Source organism: Bacteroides clarus YIT 12056 (assembly GCF_900129655.1).
Lineage (GTDB): Bacteria > Bacteroidota > Bacteroidia > Bacteroidales > Bacteroidaceae > Bacteroides > Bacteroides clarus.
Genome location: NZ_FQWK01000006.1, coordinates 95899 through 116742, shown reverse-complemented (window position 1 = coordinate 116742; position 20844 = coordinate 95899). Strand labels below are relative to the sequence as shown.

The 20844-nt window shown below is 45.9% G+C and carries 18 protein-coding genes and 3 tRNA genes; 8 read left to right on the top strand and 13 right to left on the bottom strand.

Annotation, left to right across the window (positions count from 1 at the left end):
* Nucleotides 1-8: 8 nt before the first annotated feature.
* The 3 genes from BUB52_RS12030 to BUB52_RS12020 form a co-directional block, all read right to left on the bottom strand.
* Nucleotides 9-1226: an O-antigen ligase family protein gene (locus tag BUB52_RS12030; RefSeq protein WP_009120713.1), complete on the bottom strand. Its 1218-nt coding sequence runs from the start codon at nt 1224-1226 to the stop codon at nt 9-11.
* A gap of 30 nt (nt 1227-1256) precedes the next feature.
* Complete coding sequence (locus BUB52_RS12025) at nt 1257-2522, bottom strand: nucleotide sugar dehydrogenase (RefSeq protein WP_009120714.1); 1266 nt, start codon at nt 2520-2522, stop codon at nt 1257-1259.
* Between the two features lie 402 nt (nt 2523-2924).
* Nucleotides 2925-3086 (bottom strand): hypothetical protein, encoded by a 162-nt coding sequence (locus tag BUB52_RS12020; RefSeq protein ID WP_009120715.1) that lies wholly within the window; start codon nt 3084-3086, stop codon nt 2925-2927.
* Nucleotides 3087-3213: 127 nt separating this feature from the next.
* On the opposite strand from BUB52_RS12020, the gene BUB52_RS12015 reads away from it, so the two are divergent.
* Together BUB52_RS12015 and BUB52_RS12010 are read left to right on the top strand one after the other, a co-directional pair.
* Nucleotides 3214-4149, top strand: coding sequence for a hypothetical protein (locus BUB52_RS12015; RefSeq protein ID WP_009120716.1), 936 nt, complete (start codon nt 3214-3216; stop codon nt 4147-4149).
* Between the two features lie 31 nt (nt 4150-4180).
* On the top strand, nt 4181-6190 hold the full coding sequence (locus BUB52_RS12010) for a bifunctional DNA primase/helicase (RefSeq protein ID WP_039950266.1): 2010 nt from the start codon (nt 4181-4183) through the stop codon (nt 6188-6190).
* Nucleotides 6191-6309: 119 nt separating this feature from the next.
* Here the strand turns inward: BUB52_RS12010 and BUB52_RS12005 are convergent, their stop codons facing one another.
* Nucleotides 6310-6534 (bottom strand): DUF4248 domain-containing protein, encoded by a 225-nt coding sequence (locus BUB52_RS12005; protein WP_009120718.1) that lies wholly within the window; start codon nt 6532-6534, stop codon nt 6310-6312.
* A gap of 246 nt (nt 6535-6780) precedes the next feature.
* Here BUB52_RS12005 and BUB52_RS12000 point away from each other — a divergent pair, with 246 nt between their 5' ends.
* Nucleotides 6781-7281, top strand: a complete 501-nt coding sequence (locus BUB52_RS12000) for an HU family DNA-binding protein (protein WP_009120720.1) — start codon at nt 6781-6783, stop codon at nt 7279-7281.
* A 35-nt stretch (nt 7282-7316) separates the two neighbouring features.
* Complete coding sequence (locus tag BUB52_RS15780; protein ID WP_022218693.1) at nt 7317-7418, top strand: smalltalk protein; 102 nt, start codon at nt 7317-7319, stop codon at nt 7416-7418.
* 59 nt (nt 7419-7477) lie between these two features.
* On the opposite strand, the gene BUB52_RS11995 is transcribed toward BUB52_RS15780, so the two are convergent.
* From BUB52_RS11995 to BUB52_RS11970, 6 genes are all read right to left on the bottom strand, one after another.
* Nucleotides 7478-8041 carry a UpxY family transcription antiterminator gene (locus BUB52_RS11995; RefSeq protein WP_009120721.1) on the bottom strand — a complete coding sequence of 188 codons (564 nt, stop codon included), beginning with the start codon at nt 8039-8041 and terminating at the stop codon, nt 7478-7480.
* Nucleotides 8042-8183: 142 nt separating this feature from the next.
* Nucleotides 8184-10598, bottom strand: coding sequence for a GumC family protein (locus BUB52_RS11990; RefSeq protein WP_039950268.1), 2415 nt, complete (start codon nt 10596-10598; stop codon nt 8184-8186).
* A gap of 42 nt (nt 10599-10640) precedes the next feature.
* Nucleotides 10641-11447, bottom strand: a complete 807-nt coding sequence (locus BUB52_RS11985) for a polysaccharide biosynthesis/export family protein (protein ID WP_009120724.1) — start codon at nt 11445-11447, stop codon at nt 10641-10643.
* Nucleotides 11448-11493: 46 nt separating this feature from the next.
* A complete protein-coding gene (locus tag BUB52_RS11980; RefSeq protein WP_039950225.1) occupies nt 11494-12897 on the bottom strand; it encodes an undecaprenyl-phosphate glucose phosphotransferase in 1404 nt (467 codons plus the stop codon).
* A 496-nt stretch (nt 12898-13393) separates the two neighbouring features.
* Nucleotides 13394-14329, bottom strand: coding sequence for a tyrosine-type recombinase/integrase (locus BUB52_RS11975; protein WP_009120728.1), 936 nt, complete (start codon nt 14327-14329; stop codon nt 13394-13396).
* A 141-nt stretch (nt 14330-14470) separates the two neighbouring features.
* Nucleotides 14471-15055, bottom strand: a complete 585-nt coding sequence (locus BUB52_RS11970) for a Crp/Fnr family transcriptional regulator (RefSeq protein ID WP_009120729.1) — start codon at nt 15053-15055, stop codon at nt 14471-14473.
* A 132-nt stretch (nt 15056-15187) separates the two neighbouring features.
* Between BUB52_RS11970 and BUB52_RS11965 the strand changes: the two genes are divergently transcribed.
* The 4 genes from BUB52_RS11965 (at nt 15188) to BUB52_RS11950 (ending at nt 17007) form a co-directional block, all read left to right on the top strand.
* The gene (locus tag BUB52_RS11965; protein ID WP_009120730.1) at nt 15188-16528 is read left to right on the top strand and encodes an MATE family efflux transporter; all 1341 of its coding nucleotides are present in this window, start codon (nt 15188-15190) and stop codon (nt 16526-16528) included.
* Nucleotides 16529-16705: 177 nt separating this feature from the next.
* Nucleotides 16706-16792: transfer RNA gene (locus tag BUB52_RS11960), tRNA-Ser, on the top strand.
* Nucleotides 16793-16849: 57 nt separating this feature from the next.
* Nucleotides 16850-16921: transfer RNA gene (locus BUB52_RS11955), tRNA-Glu, on the top strand.
* Between the two features lie 13 nt (nt 16922-16934).
* A tRNA-Lys gene (locus BUB52_RS11950) sits at nt 16935-17007 on the top strand.
* 66 nt (nt 17008-17073) lie between these two features.
* On the opposite strand, the gene BUB52_RS11945 is transcribed toward BUB52_RS11950, so the two are convergent.
* The 3 genes from BUB52_RS11945 to BUB52_RS11935 all read right to left on the bottom strand — a co-directional run bounded on the left by BUB52_RS11945 (nt 17074) and on the right by BUB52_RS11935 (nt 20842).
* Nucleotides 17074-17778, bottom strand: coding sequence for a hypothetical protein (locus tag BUB52_RS11945; RefSeq protein WP_009120731.1), 705 nt, complete (start codon nt 17776-17778; stop codon nt 17074-17076).
* 44 nt (nt 17779-17822) lie between these two features.
* On the bottom strand, nt 17823-19166 hold the full coding sequence (locus BUB52_RS11940) for a leucine-rich repeat protein (protein ID WP_009120732.1): 1344 nt from the start codon (nt 19164-19166) through the stop codon (nt 17823-17825).
* A 167-nt stretch (nt 19167-19333) separates the two neighbouring features.
* Nucleotides 19334-20842 carry a tetratricopeptide repeat protein gene (locus BUB52_RS11935; RefSeq protein ID WP_009120733.1) on the bottom strand — a complete coding sequence of 503 codons (1509 nt, stop codon included), beginning with the start codon at nt 20840-20842 and terminating at the stop codon, nt 19334-19336.
* Nucleotides 20843-20844: the final 2 nt, after the last annotated feature.

The window sequence follows — 20844 nt, the reverse complement described above, 5'->3', positions numbered from 1 at the left end:
AATTTTCTTTACTTTTTTAAACTGTTGGCAATAAAATAGGGATATAGCATCATAATGAAAAGGGCAAAATTCATAATATGGGGTTGCCCTAGCCCCATATTTAAAACTAGGAAAATCCGAACCATTATATCCCAAAATCCCTTATTGTATTTAAATACCTGACAAAAACAAAATCCGAATAAAATAGAAAATGATATTATTCCGATAGCGAGAGGTAGAAATAGAAAACCTGCACATCCTCCCACACCCATATCGCGTAACTCATCGTAACCAACTCCAATCAAAGTAATAGGGTGATGATATATGGTAGATAAAACACTACTTATACTTGTAGTACGTGCACCGCCGGAACTATTGGAAAAATCTAATTGACCGTTTTCGTAGATTTTATTAAATACAACAGTGTTCATGAAATCGTTGCCGAGTTTTGTCATTGATAAAAAAAGTATGGTACCCATAACCATAATCATATAGGCATATTTCATCCGTTTATCCACCGTTTTTGAAGTATATTGTAAGAAGCAAAATATTAATATTATCATTCCTATATAACCACTTGTGGAAAGAGTTGTGATTAGAGTTAGGAAAAAAACAATCATATATTGCATTCGTTTTTTTGTTTCAAAAAGGTTCGGGCGAAATAGAATAAAATATAAGGCAACAGAAAGCACACATTGATATTGTCCAGGTTCGCCAAATGGTCCGCAATTTCTATCACTATGTAGTGTTACAAAACGATATAAGAAACCTCCATAGCTGTATACTTGTCCTTCTCTATAGAAGGAAGTATATAAATGTGGAAATATTCCTGAAAATGAATTGAAGCCAAATAAACGTGTAGCAGTGAAGAGGATAATACTAATTAGGGCAATATAAAAAATAAGTTTGATTAATCTTTGGATATAGTTAATTGGATCTATTTTGTAGGTCGTATATACGATTAATGGTATTGAAGTCACACTGAGTGCTGTACCTAAACTTAGTGTGGAACCAATGACAATCAAAAGCATTGAAAAGAACAACCCTCCAATGAAAAACAAAAAATGAGTTTGAAGATGATAAATGGTCTTTCTTTTAAATACATAATACATTCCCATTAATAGTAATATAATAATAAAATTATCATTTCCTATATAAGCAGGAAGGGCCATTCCTGCAGAGGACATCATTACGTATATATAAAAATATTGGATAAGGCCAATTATGTTTTTGTTAACACGGTTCATTGAATTTTATATGGAATGTTTGTTCTTTTTTTAGTCTCTTCTAAAAATATCCCTCGTATAAACCTTTTCTTTCACATCTTCCAAACAACCATCATATCTATTCGCAATAATCGCATTACTTTGTTTCTTGAACTCATCAAGACTATTTACAATACGACTGCCAAAGAATGTACTTCCATCTTCTAATGTTGGTTCATAAATAATAACTTCCGCACCTTTTGCCTTGATACGTTTCATTACACCTTGAATAGATGATTGGCGGAAATTATCAGAATTTGATTTCATTGTCAATCGGTAAACACCGATTACGCAGTGCTTCTCTTCTGATGGATTGAAATCGCCCCGGTTATAATAATCGTAATAACCAGCTTGATGAAGCACTCTGTCTGCAATGAAATCTTTACGGGTACGGTTACTTTCTACAATTGCTTCAATCAGATTTTCAGGGACATCGTTATAATTAGCTAAAAGCTGTTTGGTGTCTTTGGGCAGACAATAACCGCCATAGCCGAAAGACGGATTGTTGTATTGTGTACCGATACGAGGGTCAAGGCATACTCCATTGATGATAGCCGCTGTGTCAAGTCCTTTCATTTCGGCATATGTGTCCAGTTCATTAAAATAGCTGACACGTAAGGCAAGGTAAGTATTGGCGAAAAGCTTTACAGCTTCGGCTTCGGTAAGCCCCATGAAAAGAGTATCTATATCTTTCTTTATGGCTCCTTCCTGCAGTAAGGCAGCAAAAGAACGTGCTGCTTTTGTGAGTTGTTCGTTGTCTGTTTTTGTTCCTACGATAATACGGCTTGGATATAAGTTATCATAAAGAGCCTTACTTTCGCGAAGGAATTCCGGTGAGAATAATAAGTTCAGATTCTTTATTCCCTTTGCTGCGTATTTGGTATAAAGCGATTGGCAGTATCCTACAGGGATTGTGCTCTTAATGACCATTACAGCATTCGGGTTTACTTCCAATACCAAGTCGATGACTTCTTCCACATGGCTCGTATCGAAATAATTTTTTACCGGATCATAATTGGTGGGAGCTGCTATTACAACGAAATCTGCATCTTTGTAAGCAGATGCTCCATCAAGTGTAGCGCATAGATTCAGATTTTTTTCTTTTAAGAATTTTTCTATATATTCATCTTGGATAGGTGACTGGCGATTGTTTATCAGTTCAACTTTTTCGGGTATTACATCTACCGCAGTTACTTGATGATGCTGACTGAGTAAAGTTGCTATACTTAGTCCGACGTAGCCGGTTCCAGCTACTGCAATTTTAATATCTTGTGCCATATTGATATTAATAAAGTTTACTCGTTTTAAGGGGAAAGAAGTGGTTTGGTTTATGCATAAAGAACCTTTAAAATATTTTGTATGAAAATATTTTAAAATTCGAATATGGTAAAAATTTTGATTGGATAGATAATGATAAGTACGCTACGCTCTCGCCCCTCCCAAAATCCGGAAGAGGCGAAAGCAATAGTAATTGATAAATGCGTGGCAAAATTACGAATTAAGTTGTAATATGCCAAAGTTTATGAAGAAAATTGAATGATATTTTCTTTCATAAAACCACAGCAGAACCTTATTCTTTCAGCTTAGGAAACAAGAATTTTACCCCTTCCCGATAGATACGCTGTGCGTTTTCCGGTGTCGTGAACTCTTCAAATGCGCTCAGAATGAGCCGGTAACTATCTACCTCATAATTATGGAGCCCTTTTTTATGTCCTCAAGATAGCTTTGCTTCATGTGACAAGTAGAACGGAATACCTCTCTGGGAATACCAAGTTGTTTCAGTTCTTTTTTGAGGAACGCGCCGAATTCCGGATGGTCGGAAATGAATCTGTTTGATTTCATAATGAAATTGTTTTTAGTTAATTAAATAGAAATGTTTGATATCCGTACCCACTATATGGGTACGGAGAATGTGGGTGCAAAGGTATATCTTTGCGACAGCTTTTTTAATAAATTAAAATAAAATGCGATGAAAGCACATAAAACAACACTTTCCGTACGGGAGCTGCAAAAGACCATCGGACAATGGAAAAGTCGGAAAATCACAGACTCCACCGTTGCGAAACTTTTGGAGTTGCTCTTGGGGATGCCCGCCTATATGAATGAGGATGCGGTCTATCCCGTAGAGAATTTCTATGATATCAGTAAGTCGCTGAAGTTTAAGAACGCACGGTTTCTGGTCGAGGCAGTCCGGCAAAGCGGGGCGTTCGGCATCATACCCGCCGATAATGTGTACGGGATGGGTTCGTTCTATTCCTGCCTTTGGAAAGAGAAGGAAAAAACGGATGATTCCGCGGAAACTTTACCGGTAAAATTACCGCAGGGTGATATATATAATATATATACTATACAGGATAATAAGAATAATATATCCTCCGGAAAGACATCTGCCGCGGAAAAAAGTCTGGAGACCGCACGACATTTCTTTCATCTCATCAATGAGAATCCGATACAGAAAGCGCAGGTCTTTACTCCGCTCATCAATCGTTTCCAGCAGGAAGAGGGACTGACACGTGAAGACGCATGCCTCAATCTGGTGTACTTGGTGAATGAGCTGCTGGTACCTTACTTCGCCGGACAGGAACGCTTCATGAAATCCACCTATGCCGGACGCCTATGCTGGCTGAACAACTTGCTGAAATCCGCCGGTGGACAACGAATGCAAAAAGACGCCGCACATGCCGGAAGACAGAGGCGGATACAAAAACTTGCCGATATGCGGAGCGAGCAACGCAATAATCATCCGCTTGGCGAGTTTGAGTGGACGGATAAGGAAAGCGGCCTGCGCTTTTACGACGACCCGTTGGAAGGAGTGGTGAATATACCGGATGAAGCGCCTCCCCGTCCGGGTGCGGGAGCGGAGTGGAATGTGCTGAGCGGAAAATGGGGGAGTGTTGAATTATGAGTTACAGACTATAAATTATGAATATCGGATGATGAAACCTTTTTATTATTTGAGTGATTTTCCTGAGCGTAGAAATGTAGGGAAAAATTTTGTGGCGGAGTGTCCCAAGTGCGGGAAGAAACATCTTTCCATTTCACGTGAGACGGGGTTGTATCACTGCTTCTATGCGGGATGCGACTTTCACGGGAGGTTGAAGGATTTTTGGGAAGAACGGCGGGACACGGTACGGTCGGATGCCGGACATCCGTATTCGGCGGGAGCTTCGCCGGCGGCAAAGCGGAGTTTCGGAAAAGGAGAGCCGGGCGGTATGGCGTCGGCATCGGTCGGCGGGGGAAATGCCGCGTTCGAGGTATCTATGATTCCCGAAGACTACAAGCGGCTGTCGCCTGAGATAATCTCCAAAATTAAACCGCTGACTGACGAACCGGAGACTTCAGACCCTGAACAGCTTGCGGCCCGCCGCTACCTTGCCGATATGGGCATTTCCTTGAAAACCGCTGTTGATGCGCGTATCGGTTGCCTGATGCATCGCTGTTTCGGCGGCAAGGACGGTAAGAGCGGAAAGGGTGAAAAGGATGAAAAGGATGAAAAGAACGCTGTGGGAATGATGTACCACTGTATCGCCTATGTGAATTACATCAACGGGCAACCCGTCAATGTGAAATACCGCTCGTGCGATGTTTCCGCCTCCGGTTATACCAAGTGCTGGAGCCAGGAGTCGCCCACCACGCCTTGCCCGCCTTACAATATCGACTGCATCAATCCGTTGCGGATTGCCGAAGAGAACGTTCCGCGCCTGATTGTCACCGAAGGTGAACGGGATGTGCTGACCCTGCATGAGGCGGGATATCCGTACGTCATCAGCGTACCCAACGGCGCGGCAAGCGACCTCTCCAAAGGCTTCGAGGCTTTTCGCCCCTGGCTGGACAGGGTGCGGGAACTGGTGATTTGCGGCGACTGCGACCTGCCCGGAAGAACGCTTGTGAAGCATCTTGCCGACTATTTCGGTACGCGTTGCCTGTTCACCGTACTGCCCGGCGGTTGTAAGGATATATCCGACGTGCTTGTGATGTACGGCGCCGGTGTGGTACGTGAGATTATCGACTCGGCGTGTCCGCATCATACGTCGGACATCATCACGGTAAGTGAGCGTGCGGATGAGATTATGAATGTGTTGAGCGGCAATTACGACCACGGTTACGATGTGGGTTACGGTCCGCTTACCGACCATGTGTTTCATCCCACCGACCAGGGCGGGCTGATAATCGCCACCGGAAAGCCCAATAGCGGCAAGACGGATTTCCTGAATGACCTGACTTGCCGCCTTATGGCCAAGACGGGGCGCTATGTGTGCTACCTCTCCTTTGAGGTTCCCGACAAGAACAAGCACATGGCAAATCTTATCCGCCTGATGCTGGGCAAGGTGAACACGGCGGCATATACCCGTGAACAGTTGCAGCCCATCGTCTCTTTTCTGGACGGACACATGGCGCACCTGGATTTGCACGAGGTTTCGCCCACACCCGCCAACATCATAGAGCGTGCGGAACGGGTGAAACGCGCCGTACCGTTGAAGTATCTCATCATCGACCCGTATCTTTTCATGGAAGTGGAAACCGGACGTTACAATACGGAGACGCAGGCCATCAAAGCCATGCTGACGCAGATGCAGGCGTGGGGACGTACCAACGGAATCTGGGTGATTATTGTGGCGCATCCCCGCAGCCTGAAAAAGCTGAACGGGAAGAACGAGCTGGAAGAAATAGACATGTATACCATTTCGGGCAGTGCCAACTGGGCGAACCTGGCCGATTTCATCTTTTCCATCAGCCGCATCGAGCAGCCGGACAGGAGTTATACCCGGCTGGATATGTTGAAAGTACGCGACCAGGATTTGTGCCGGACAGGGAGTGTGCTGTTCGTGAGGCAACCGTGCGGGCGATATGACGAACGGGAATCCGAGGAACAGATAATGACCGAGATGCAGGGGAAAGTGCTGGATAAGGACAGGCTGCCGTGGGTGGGGCTGACAACTCCGTGAGTTTGCTCCCGAAAGGCCGGGAATTTACTTCCGGAATGCCTTGTGTTTCAGGCTGAAATGCCCGGTGTTTGCCTCTGAAACACCGGGCATTCGGCTTTTAAACGCTTGGAGTTTTTATGTTACGGTTCTCCCAACGCTTCTACGATGGCGTGCACTTGGATAGGGGTGTAGCATTTGGCGTTGGGGAGTATGCCGGTGGCTGCGAGCTGTTGCCGGAGTCCGGGGTTGAAAGCTATCCAGCGGTTGAGTTTGCGGACGGCGGCTTTGGGTGTGATATAGGGACTGTATAGCATTGCCAGTTCGCTTTTGCTGTAACTGCGGGGAGTGAAAGAGGATTTTTCCATGGCTTTTATGAGTTGTTGTATGATGTAAAGTTAATGATAATTAGTGGGTTGTGGAAGAAAAAAGCGTGGTTTATCGCGTCGTAAGGTGTCAAAAACCGCTGAAAAACGCCTTATGGCGTGTGATGATGCGCGAAGGGGCGGATACGGGTGGGCGAAGCGTTATCTTTGCATGGTCAGTCAGGAGAAAGGGCCCCTCGGGACTGAATGATGAATGTTTTACAATTAACAATTAAAAACTGAAGAATTATGGCGACAGCATTGGTAGTGCGTACACAGCGCTACAAAAAGATCGGAGACAAGACTTCTCCGCTGGTGTATACCTTGAAAAGAAAACCGCGTGACGCGAAGATGTATGACTTGAAACGCATCGCGGAAGAAATCGAGGCTTTGGGTGGCATGTCGGCAGAGGATGTGCTGCATGTAGGTAAGGCTATCGTGAGAAACATGCGCGAGAAACTGACCGACGGCAACAGTGTCCGTTTGGATGATTTCGGTATTTTCCGCACTTCGTTTCACTGTGTGGCCACGGAACATCCCAAGGATTGTACGGTGAAAAACATCGATAAGGTGCGGATTAACTTCAAGGTCGCTACGACTTTGAGGCTGGTGAACGATTCGGTTGCCACTACGAAAGGAGCTGCCAACAATGTCTCTTTCGAGCTGGTATCTGCCGATGGCAGCACGGCACCGGGCGGTAATGGCGGCGGTGGGAATACCGGTGGAGAGGAAGAGAATCCGCTGGGATGAGAATGGGTTATGAATTATAAATTAATTGCAAGAAAATGAGCAAAAGTAGAGGAATCTGGGATACGATTTTGAAGGTGGTGATTGCGGTGGCTTCGGCTGTGCTGGGCGTGTTTGGAGCAAATGCGATGACGCTTTAGCGACGGGAATACGTGTAATTGACATGATGCGGAAAAGGCTGTAAGGTGATAAAGTGAAATCATCGTACAGCCTTTTCTTTTTTATCCTTTTTCTCGACAAACCCTATGGGGATGTCTACATGCGCGCATCCCAGCATATCCAGTCGCACAGCTACTTTGCTTTTCCCGTTGACGGTGATGAGCTCTCCTTCAAGGCCGGCAAGGGGGCCTTTTATGACTTTTACGGCATCGCCGGGAGCCAGCGGGACGCTGCACATTTCCACTGCTTCGGGGCTGTAGTCGAGCATGAAGCGGAACTGCGCCATCTGTTCGTCGGGAATGACGGCGGGAGTACTTTCACCGCGCAGCACCATATAGCGGCTGACAGCTTGCAGGCTTAGGGGAAGCGGCCGCTCCTGCGGAGTGACGTGTACGAATATCATCATGGGAATCACCAGCCGGTCGACCCGTTTGCGGCGGTCGCTCCATTGGCGGATTTCGCTCTGAACAGGTAGATAGCACTCGATACCCATGGCGGCAAGCCGTTGCGCGGTCTTTTTCTCGAGGCACGACTGTACATAGGCCACCAGCCATTGGCGGTGAGCTGTGCTGCTTTTTATTTCTATGTGATTCGTATTCTGCATTGTTTTTGTGATCGGTTAGTGTAAAAGGTATGCCCGGCAGCAGCGCTCTACCGCCGCAGCATACCAGCAAACAAACAAAAAATAAGCCCGGAAACGAGAACGGTGTCGCGCGTGCAAGCCCCGGACTTATGGGGTATATATTTTATTTGGTATCGGGGGTGTCACCATAGCCATACCCGTAGCCATATCCGTATTTCTTACCATAGCCATAATACTTGCCATACTTACCGTAACCGTAGTAATAGCCGTATTTTTTCTTTGTCATGTCCAGTCCGTTAATGACGGTACATAAGTTAGGCAGGCGTTTATTGTTGTACAATTCATTGATTAGCCGGTAATCGTTCTTGTGCGTATAGTCGGCCCGGCAGACATAAATACTCGCGTCGGCTACACGGGCGATGAGTTGCGTGTCTGTTACCATACCGATGGGAGCCGTGTCAAGCACAATGTAATCGTATTCTTTTTTCAATATATCGATGGCATCTGCCAGAGACTGACGCGCCAGCAGTTCCGTCGGGTTCGGCGGTACGGCTCCGCCCGACAGTACGCTGAGATTGGCGGATATATCGGTAGGGAGTACCATGGAACGCAGGTCTGTGCTTTGGGGAGCGGACAGATACTGGGTAATGCCCCGTTCCTTATGAGGAATGTGGAATACCTTGTTCAACCCCGGTTTGCGGATATCCAGTCCGACGATGATTACCTTTTTACCCAAGAGCGCCAGACTGACGGCAAGGTTGGAAGCGATGAACGTTTTTCCTTCACCGCTCATGGTGGAAGTGACAAGGATTACTTTTTTATTCGGGTCGCCCAATATGAAAAGCAGATTGGTGCGTAGACTGCGGAATGTTTCCGCCATGATGTCATTGTCGTTTTCACGGACGGCAATGGTATGGGTGTGTCCGGCTTCCGGTTCTGTGAGGGGCACATCACCGATAATGGGTACATCGGTGAGCTTCTCGACATCGGCACGTCCTTCGATACGGAAACTGAGCAGGTTCAGGAGATAAATGACTCCTACCGGAATACCGAGTCCGAGCACGAATGCTATCATGTAGATTTTTTTGCTTTGGGGAGATATGGGGAAATCATCCGCTATCGCATCGTCAATGATTTTGGCATTATTGGCGGTGGCGGCCAGCGCGATGTTGTTTTCCTCGCGTTTCTGCAACAGCATGAGATAAAGTCCTGCTTTGATTTCCTGTTGGCGCTGGATGCTGACAAAGCGGCGTTCCTGGGCGGGGGCGTTACTGATGCGTCCGGCGTATTTGCCTGCCTGGCGGTCGAGGTCGGCTTTGGTGATGAGCAATCCCTTGCGCACGCTGGCAATGGTTGTAATGATACCGGCGCGCATGTCCTCTATGTTGCTGTCGAGACGGCGTACAACCGGATTGGTTTCCGAAGAGGTGCGCAACAGGCGGTTGCGTTCCAAAATCAGGGCGTTGTATTGGGCTATGAGTCCGGACAGGGTTTCGTCGTTCAGCCCTACATTGGCGGGGAGAGTGGCGGTTACGTTTTCCGGCTTCCGGATGTATTCGGAGAGATATTGAATCAGGTTGAGTTGCGTGCCGTTTTCCACACAAAGTTTTTCATAGGCGGACTGTTCGCTGATGGCAAGCTGGGCATCGCTGCTGAGGTCGGTAAGCCCCGCTTCGCGCTTGAAGCTTTCCAACTCCTGCTCCGTGGTACCTAACTCCTGATTGATGACGGAGATGCGCTCATCGATGAAACGGGCGGTATTCTGCGCAACTTCGTTTTTGTCGTTGTTGGCGTTCTTGTTATATATCTCTATCAGTTTGTTGATAAAATCCTCACCGCGTTTCTTACTGGTGTTTTTCACCGATACGGTAACGACGGAAGTGGTTTTGCTGGTCGGTTCGATAGACAGGGCTGTCCGGTAACCTTTGGCTACGGATAGGGGATTGACGATGCTTACCTCTATGTTACCGCTGCCCGTGAGGGCTACGGAAGGATTGGACATAAAAGTGAGTGTACCCGCTTCACCGGACAGAACGGCAGGCAGCTCCGTGAAATGTTTGTTGACGGTATTTCCGTTAACAGTTGCCGTTACATCTATCTGACGGTCGGAATTATAGCTGATACTCAGAAATATAGGGGCAGTAAGGCGTTCGGCATCTTCCGGCAGGAAGTGTACGAGTACCGGAGATGAACCATATAAATCGGTCTTGTTAAATCCGCTTTCACCGGAATAGTTGATATATAAGCCCAGTTCGCTGACTACATCTTTGATGAGCGATTTACTGCGAAGAATTTCGATTTCATTGTCAATGTTTTTAGAAGAAGATATGATGCCGATATCCTCGAAAGCGCTAAGGTCGTTTGCGTTCCCGCCTTTCTTGTCATCCTTAATGATAATGGATGCATTGATGTTATATACAGGAGTGGTGGTTTTCAGATAGAACCAGGCGCATACCAGACAAAGGATGACTGAGGCGATAAACCACGGCCAGCGGATGACATATTTGAAAAGTATAGCCTGCCAGTTGGTCTTTTCTTCTTTTTCTTCGAACAAGTCGTCGTATATTTCTTCTTTCACGTCCGTATTTTTTAATTTTCTGTTTTGGTTTTTCAATTCTCCTTATTTTGTAATCGCGATGATAAGACTCGCCAATGATACCAATGAACCGACAACCGAGAACCAGATTGTGGTACTGGTACTGATATTGGATGTCTTTGCCTTCGTTTTATTGGGAGTGACATACAGAATGTCATTTTGTTGCAGGTAGTAGTAAGGTGATTGCAGTATGTCTTGGTCGTTCAGGTTGAGTGTGATAATCTCCCGTTTTCCGTTATTGTCTTCGCGAATCAGTTTTACATTGTCCCGGATGCCGTAGATAGTCATGTCACCCGCCATGGCAAGAGCTTCGAGGATATTAACTTTCTCGTTGGATATGGTGAAAGTTCCCGGACGACCTACTTCGCCGATAACGGAAATCTTGTAGTTCACCATACGTACGGTAACGATGGGAGTTTCGCGGAATTGGGGTTTGAGTTTGTCTTTGATATATTGTTCGGCCTCTCCTTTGGTAAGCCCACCCAAATGAATGGTTCCTAATACCGGGAACTCTACATTTCCATCGTTGTCTACAAGATATTGTTGCAATGCGGGTTGGGAAGTAAGGGATTTATTGCCGGTATTGCTTGCAGGAGTGGCTATTGTCAGGTTAAAAGGTTCCGCCAATTCGGGCTCTTCGGGACAGCTCACTACAATTGTCAGTAAGTCTTTCGGCATGATATGCGCATCGTACAAACTCATATCGGGAACGTTCGTATCCGCTGTTGCGGTCTGCTGTAAAGCATCCTGCAGGTAAGGTACTTTCTTGTAGCTTTGGCATCCGGTAAGTATTAGCGGAAATAATAAAATAATCAGACTCTTTTTTTTCATGTGTTTATGATTTTTAACTCTCAACTCGCAATTTTCAACTCACTGTTTAATAGGCTTCTTTTTCTCCTTTTACCGCGTTCTTTACGGTTTTGTAGATGATATACAGGTCGAGCATGAAAGTCCAGTGTTCCAGATACCAGATATCTCGTTCTACGCGTCCTTCCATCTGCCACAATTCTTTGGTCTCGCCGCGGAATCCGGTGATTTGGGCCCAACCGGTAATACCGGGTTTGACAAGGTGGCGCACCATATATTTATCAATCAGTTTGGAGTATTCTTCGGTATGTTTCAGCATGTGCGGGCGTGGACCTACTACGGACATGTCACCCAATAGCACATTGATGAACTGGGGGAGTTCGTCGATATTGCTTTTGCGCATAAAATTGCCCAGGCGTGTTTTACGCGGGTCGTTTTTAGTGGCTTGCAGCTTATCACTGTCTTTATTGACGCGCATGGAACGAAACTTATAGCACCAGAATTCTTTACCCTCTTCACCGCTGCGTTTCTGTTTGAAGAAAACAGGTCCGGGAGAGCTGATTTTTATGGCGGTTCCTATAATTATAAAGATAATCGGGAATAGGGTACACAAGAAAAGCAAGGAGAATACAATGTCGAACAGACGTTTGAGCATACGGTTTTCCGGTTGCGCCAACGGTTCCTGACGTATGTACAAGACGGGCACGTTTCCCAACATTTCGAGATGCATGCGTCGCTTTAAATATTTACGTACGTTGGGTACGCTGTAAAAACGCAGAAAATGGTTCTCGCAATAATTGATGATGGGCAGGATTTCCTTGCTATGAGCCGAAGTCAGTCCGCAATATACTTGTTCGATATTGTTGGAGCTGAGGTAGGGGACTACCTGTTCCGGGACACCCAGATACGGGAGATGCTCCGGATAAAGATAGGAAGGGCTTTCCGCGAAATAGCCGACTACCCGATAACCGGAAGTCGGATCGCCGGTCATTTCATGGTGAAGCTCCACCATGTTGCTGCCGTCACCTACCAGTATGGCTGTACGGGAGTTTCCGCCGGAACGGCGATATAATTTCAGGATATGTCTGAATGCCAGCCTGTAAATAATCAGACACGCTAAAAACGATATATAGAATAGCGTGAAAAAACGGGCCGAGAGCGTTCCGAAATCCGCAAGGCTGATTAAGCTGATATATACAAAAGCATGGAAAAAAGTACTGCGGATGGCGCGCATGATAATACGATCGGGACGTACGATGCGCTGGTGCAGGATGATGCCTTTGGAATAGTTACATACAATGTATACTAAATTCAAGAGAACCAGCAGTTGAGGCAGAGAATTGCTGAATGTAGCTCCAAGCGTATTACTATCCAATGTATGATATAACACTATAAAAATAGCGTTAAGTATACATAAATCGCCTGCGATGATGATGCATTTGATAATTCTGTTGAAACGTAAAACCTGTCTCATACCTTCTGTAATGTCCTGTCATTCAATTTATTTTGGTGGATAAAATGAATGATTTTGCTGTATATTTGTTCTATTTGTTTGTCTTTTCTCCTACTTACAAGGTAGTGGAAAAAAGAAATCCCTTACTTACAAGGTAAGAGAATGGAATAGAATCGGGAAAAAACGTTTTATAATGACATATAAGGATACTATCCCAATGAAACAGGATAATTTAAAACAGGTTGCGCCTTTATTTTTCCAGAAACGGGTATTTGTAAAAATCAAAGGATTATAAAAATTATATCTGTAATTATTTTTAAACGCAAAAAATATGTTTTATACCTTTTTATTCCTATTTACAATAAATATACACCAATAAAAAATACAAATTTATTTATTTGTATTGGTGATTTTTTTTCTATCTTTGTCGCCATGAGAAGAGATTCTCTTACCTTGTAAGTAAGAGAATGGATTTCTTGTAAAATTTGTTGATTAATTCGTAAGATAAGTTGACACGCTATTTTTTGCTTTTTCTTTTTTTTTCTTTGCTATGAATTGTAGATATTACTTTTCTATTGGCTTTACTCATCGCATTATTGTTAAAAGAAGCGAGATATACGTGTGTGACTTTTTCGGAACTATGCCCCAAACCCTCGCTTATCATGGCAAGGGCCACTCCCTCTTCTTTGGCGGTAGTGGCCCAGCTGTGGCGGGCTACGTAAGAGGTTAGCGGTACATTCAGGCGCAGCATTTTGGATAGTTGGTGCAGGTGTTGGTTATAGAGGCGTAAAGCGCTCTTGTACTGTCGGTAACCCTCTGCGCCAGTGGATGAAAGTATGGGCAGGAGATAGGGGGATTTGGAACGCTTGTCGGTGTACCGGTGCAGGATATCGGCGGCATAAGGCTCGATATAGACCGATAGCTGCTGGCGGGTTTTATGCCGGTGGTAATGAATGGTGTTGTATCTCATGTCCGTTTTGCGGAGATGGACGAGGTCGACGAACGGAATCCCTCTGAGATAGAAACTGAGCAGGAACAAATCGCGGCTGAAGCGTAAGTTGGGCTGCTTCTCCAGATTCAATTGCGAGAGGCGCCGTATGAGAGTGGGCGAAATAGCCCGCTTGGCGGTGGGTTCGTATCCTGTGAAAACGAAACGAAACAACTCGTCGGCGGATATGGCGTCGGGAATACCTTGTAAATGCGCCTGGTTGAAGATGGAGCGTAACATACGCATATAAGCGGATATGGTATTGTGACGCCGTCCCTGTTGGAGCAGGCTTTCTTCGTAAGTTTTAATCAGACCTGCCGTGAGTTCTTTGAAGGTGAGAGGGATGTCTCCGGTGAATTTCCGGAAACTGTTGATGGCGCTGGTGTACAAGTTGGCGGTGCCGTAGCGCCCGGCGCTTCTGGCGTCTTCGATGGCACTTTGCGCAAAAGTATATATTGTAGTCATAATCTGAATTTTAAGATGAATAATGAGCTTGATAACAAGCTATCTCAAAAAAAGATTTGAGATAGAACAGGTTTAAATATAGAAAGGATAAATATTCTATATAAATTCAGATATGACCGGTTCGGGCACCCCCGCAAAAAATCAGAGTATGCCCGAACGTACTCTGCTTAATGTCTCGGGAGTCATCAGCAGATAAGACGCGATATGCGACAAGGGAGCACGCTTGATGACTTCCGGCTGGTGCCGCATCAGTTGGTTGTAACGCTCGCGTGCAGTCTCGAACCGCCAGGAATCGGCTTTGATTTGTGAAACAATAAGGGAGTATTCAAGTATCTTGCGATAGAACATATTGATTTCCCGGGAGATTTCGGTGAGTAACATCAACTTGTCATAGGGAAGCAGGTAGACGATGCTGTCCTCGAGCGCTTCGATCATCAGGTGGGTGGGCTCTTTTTTGAGGGTGCTTTCGATGCAGATAACGATGCAGCCTTCATACGAGAAATGTTCGGTGACGTCCTTGCCGTTTTTGTAGTAGAACTGTCGCAGCATGCCTTTGCCGACGAGTACGATGTTGTGGCTGATTTGTCCTTCCTTCAACAGAAGCTCGCCTTTTTCCACCTCTTTGCGAATCAGGATTTCTTCGATTTGTCGTCTGCCTTCGGGAGCCATGCCCGGATAACGGGAATTGACAGTGATATCAACTGTCTCTTTGAGTAATGTTTCCATAACAGTTAATGTAGATTGGGGGTGTCATTTAGTGTGGCAAAGATAAGGAAATTTATTTGATATGTATCAATTTCGCGTCTCTTTCCTTTCCGTATCTTTGCGCGATTTTTAGCATAGCACATCCCACGAACAATGATACAGCAGGAGAACCTGAAGAAACGGCTTGCCAAACTGGCGGCTCCTATCTTTATAGAGACATTACTCATAATGATGCTCGGCGCGGTGGACACCATCATGCTGAGCCGCCATTCGGATAGCAGCGTGGCTGCCGTAGGTGTAGTCAACCAGATTATTATGCTGACTTTTTTGGTTTTTGAGGTGATAAACCTCGGTACTTCGGTCTTGTGTTCGCAATATCTTGGAGCGAGGTTGCATAAACAGGTGGTACAGGTGGTGGGAGTGTCTGTTCTGGTTAACCTGGTGGTGGGTGTCAGTATCAGTATGCTGCTGTTCGGCGGTGCGGAGCCTATCTTACGTTTGATGGGACTCGGGCCCGAGCTGATGCAGGATGGTATGGATTATATGCGTATCGTAGGGGCATTCGCCTTTTTTCAGGCATTGTCTCTGACTCTTTCCGCATCCTTGCGCAGCGCAAACAAGGCGATATATCCGATGATGGTGACGGTGGTTGTGAATATCCTTAATATCATAGGTAATTATTCTTTGATTTTCGGACGGTTCGGTTTCCCGGAGCTGGGAGTAGAGGGAGCCGCCATTTCCACGGCTTTCAGCAGGGGCGTTTCGATGGTTATCCTGTTCGTCATCCTGTTTCGCAAGCATATCCACCGTTTTCCGTTGGCTTATTTCCGTCCGTTCCCCTGGATGGAGTTGAAGAATTTGATGAAGGTGGGGCTACCCTCTGCCGGTGAGCAACTTTCTTACAGTTCTTCGCAGGTGGTAATCACTTATTTCATTAATATGTTGGGGGTGGAAGCGTTGGCTACGCGTACTTATTGTGTCAATATTATCATGTTCGCCTATCTGTTCAGCATTTCTATGGCGCAGGGCGGGGCGATATGTATCGGACATCTGATAGGGGAGAAGAAACCTCGGGCGGCTTTTCTGATGGGGAAGTATGTAATGAAGAAGTCTGTGATGATAACCTTGATTCTGTCCTGTATACTGGCGCTTTTGGGACATGTTATTTTCGGTTGGCTGACGTCTAATCCCGAAATTATCAAAATGGGGGTCACGATTCTGATAATCGACGTTGTACTGGAGATAGGGCGGCCTATCAATATTTTCGCTACCAATGCCTTGCGTGCGGCGGGAGATGTAAATTATCCGTTCTATGTGGGACTGGTAGTGATGTGGAGCGTGGCTGTGGGGCTTGGATATCTGTTTGGCATTCCGTTTGGTTGGGGAATTTGCGGTATGTGGATTGCGTTTTTGCTGGATGAAAACATTCGGGGTGCTATCTTTGTGCGTCGTTGGTATAGCATGAAATGGGTAAGTAAGAGTTTTATAAAATAATGTTTGATGGCGAAAGCTTGATTTTATTGTTTTTTTTCTGCTCTATTAGATTTTGAGTGTTAACGTGTTATCTCTTTATCTTGCGAAAATGAGGAAAAAATTATGCAGGAAAGATTTGCATAGTCCAAAAGTTTACCATACATTTGCACCGCATTTGAGAAGAATGTTGGTTACTAAGGAAGTTTGGGTGAGTGGCTGAAACCACCAGTTTGCTAAACTGACGTACGGGTAACCGTACCGGGGGTTCGAATCCCCCAGCTTCCGCAAGGAACAAAAATAGAAAGCATCGGTTTGCAAAAGCCGGTGCTTTTCTAAAAAGTCGGTGGATTCGTCTAACGGTTAGGACACATGCCTCTCACGCATGTAATACGAGTTCGATTCTCGTATCCACTACAATTTAATAGAAGCACTCTTAGCTCAGTTGGTAGAGCAACTGACTCTTAATCAGTGGGTCCAGGGTTCGAATCCCTGAGGGTGTACTTTTCTTTGAGTTATTTTTTTAAAACGAAAAAGGCGGTTGTCATTTTGGCAACCGCTTTTTTCGTTTAAAAGCGATAACCGATACCTATAAAGAAAGAATGCATCAAGGGGTGCCGTTCAGGATTCAGTTTCCTGCCTTCGATGACAATATTCCGGCTTCCGCCATATAAGTCGAAGTTGGAAAGAGTATATCCCATTGACAGGATGATGCTGTCGTCTATTTCGAGCGATACGGCACTTCGGAGATGGTAGTAAACAAAGGTCGCATCTTTGTTTTTGACATGCTCTGTTTTAAAGGCGGTCCATGCTCCGGGCTTTTGCGGGAAGTACTCGATATTGAATTCCCGGTTCGGGGGCAAAGGCATGGTTATTCCGGGAGAAATGGAAAAAGATAAGGCGTAATCTTTATCCTCGCCCAGCCATATAGAAGGTGAGGTGAATAGGACGGAAGGGCGCAGGGCAAAAAGATAACTTCCATTATCGTCGTCCACTGCACTCCAATACCATTGTTTGTCTTGCGATTCTCCGATGAAACCGCTCTCGTTTATCGGATTGCAGAATAAGAGTCCCATCGTCAGTCCGATATAACGGACAGGTTGGTAGGTTACGGAAGGTTCTATTTCCCAGCCGTCGTAAGTGTTGACGGCTCCCGTTAATTCCACTTTCCAATATTTCACGGTTCCCTTTTCCTGTGCGTATATGGACGTTCCTATCGATGAGAAAATAAATATCAGGATGTACCCGAAAGTGTTATATCTGCTTGTTGTCATGCGGATTCCGTTATTTAAGTTTATGGCAGAGGAAGCGGAAAGCGTTACGGACGGGCCGCAATCTTTTCTGCAAATTTATTCCAGCCTCGGGCGGTTTTGTATGCTTCGACAGCCTGTGCCGGGACGAGGATACTTGTTACCGTTTTAGGGAATCCGTACCATTCGCCTTCGGGAGTAGCGGGTGGCGTGACGGCTTCTACAATGACCTCTTTAACTCCTGTATTGTCAAAAGCGGAAAAATTGATTCGGACAACACGGGACGGGATTGTCAGTTTGTTTACCTTTTGATTACCCGTTATCAGCCCTTGTCCCAAGATGCGGATACTCCGGGGTATTTCAAGCCGGGAGAGGTTGGGACATCCAACAAAACAATAGGCTTGAATCATGGCGTCGGGGTCGTTGTCCGAAACAGGACCATAGGTTGACACTTCCGTCAGATTGGGACAATAATAGAAAGCGCGGTCTACAATGGTAGAGATACCGTTGGGGAGCTGTACATTGATGATGCCGCTTTCCCGGAACGCTTCCTGACCGATATATTTTACATTTTGAGGGATGACAACGGATTTCAGCTTACCTGTCTTCATCAGAGCCTGTACTTCTATGCTTTGGAGCGTAGACGGCAATAATACTTCTTCTACACCGGCGTATACGAAACTTCCGGAAGTCAAGCGGGTGATTTGCGTATGTGAGAGATCGGCGCGTTTCAACTGGTTGCAGTAATAGAAGATGTCTTGTCCGAGTTGTTTCAAAGTAGAGGGGAAGATTACTTCCTGTATGCTCGAATTGAAGAATGCTCTTTCGCCTATCGAAGTTAATCCTTCGTTCATTATTACTTTGGCGATTTGCCGGTTACCTTGGAATACCTGCGGCGCGATAGCCGTTACATTTTGGGGAAGCGTGATTTCACTGTAACCTTTAAGGACTTCTGTCAGCACTCCTTCCCGCACGCGAACGGGTGCAACTTGAATGATAAAGCTCACTTGCCGTTCTTCTATATTGACTGTTAACTCCAAATGCTCTGCGGGAGCTTCGGAAGAAAAACCGCTGATGTGTTCCGGACTGACAGTGACGGGGTATTCTTTCCCGTCACTGTATAATCCGGTTAGTTGAAGTCCGTTTAGATTCAGTTCTTCTCCTAAAGTATAGAAAGTTTTATGAGGCAGTTGCGCGATTGATAACTTCTCGAGCGTAGCTTGTATCTCCGGTTGCTGTTCGGGTTTCTCTTCCGGTTGCCCTTCTGTCGTACCTTCCGGTTTCTCTTCCGGTTTTTCGTCATTGCTGGATGGGGCGGGGGCTTCAATGGGTTTCTCCAAAGGAATCTGTTCTTTCTCGCACGCTACTATAAAAAACATGATACACACTAAAAAAACAATCTTACTCTTCATATTTTTACACTTTTATTATCGTTATTTTCGGTTGCAAAAGTAGCGAATCCGTTTCTTCGGGGAGTTACGATATAAACGTGTAAATCTAACAGGCTGTTTTTTATATACCTGTTTTACAGTAGATTAATCTCCGGAGGATTTGTCTTTTTCTAACATGCGTCTGACAGTTATCCGAAGAGGGACATGAACAGCTCCGTATGAGGTGTTCCGGAAGTTTTGATGCGTGACTTTAACCGGGATTTACGCGCATAGATGTTTGCCACGCTTTCTTTCATGAACAAGCTGATTACTTGCGGAGAAAAACCGGTAAAAATATAACAAAGCAGACGGATGTCGTTCTCTTTCATTGCAGGAAAGACCTGCCGAAGCTTCTGCATGGCATTGTCGTGGCAGGTATTGACCATCTGCTCCAATTCCTGAAACATTTCGTTGTTCTCTGAGAAATCGGTAATGATTCGTTTCACTTCCTGAAACATGGCAGCCTGTTGTGACGGGGTGTTTTCCCGTTCGTAATAGGTCTTGCCGAGTTTATCGATGATGTCGAAACGGGAAGCTACCAGATTCTTCAAACGTTTTTCCGTGTCGTATCGCCCTTCCATTTGCCGGGTGAGAGCCTGGTATTCGGCACGGGCTTCTTCTGCCAGCAGCAGATAATGGTCGTTACGTTCACGTTGCAGGTGCAGGCGCTGGCGGACAATATAGAAAGCTACTCCCGCAAGAAGGAATATCCCGCAGATAACGGCTATTTCCCAGAAAATGCGGTGCTTCATCCGGTACTCGGCGAAAGCGGAACGCTCCTGATAGTACTCTTTTTCGATTACACCGGCAGAAAACTGCATGATTGAGCGTGTCAGGGAATCCGTGAGATAGATATAACGGTGTATGTGATCGGTGGCCTGCCGGAAATTGCCGGACAAAGCCTCTATCCGGTAGGCGGTGTAATGCAATTCCGCCTTGTCCAGCACATCATTATCCTGAGCCGCCGCCAGTTTCAGATAATGGCGTGCGCTGTCTGTACGGTGCTTGAGCAACTGTACGTCAATCATGGTATGGTTGCCGAACAGTGTGTCTTTGCGTGCGGACCGTTCGATGCGTTGCAGCAGGTCTTGCGGAATCTGCTTTTTGTGCGACTTTACATAAAGGGAAGCGAGATTGCTGAGTGCTGTTTCGGCAAGCGCTTCACTATCTTGCTCGTCGGCAAGGTCGAGGGCGGCCGAGTACAGCCTCATGGCACGTTCCAGGTCTTTCTGGCGGTAGGATGCGGCGGCCATGTCAAGCGTGGCTTCCGTCTCTTCACGAAGGCTGTCGGATACTTGAAAATTCTCTCTGGCCTGCTTGAAGTAGTGGTAGGCGCGTACGTAGTTCATCTGCTCGTAGTATATGTCGCCGATGCGCTCGTAGAGCAGTCCTTTGCCGTAAGGGTCTTGCCGGCTTTTCAATTGCTCCTCAATCTGCAGGAAGATGCGCAAGGCTCCGGATTTATCGCCGGCGTTGACCAGCAGGCTGTCCGCGATGTCAAGGCCGGGAAGCGGCTTGCGTTCATGGCATCCGGCCAGCGGCAGGAGCATACATATAATCGGTATAATAAGGCGTTTCATGCCGTGAATGTAGTGATAAAAGATATTTTGTACAAGTGAAAGGCGGGAAATGAGGGGCTTTGCGTGAATTTCCTGCATTT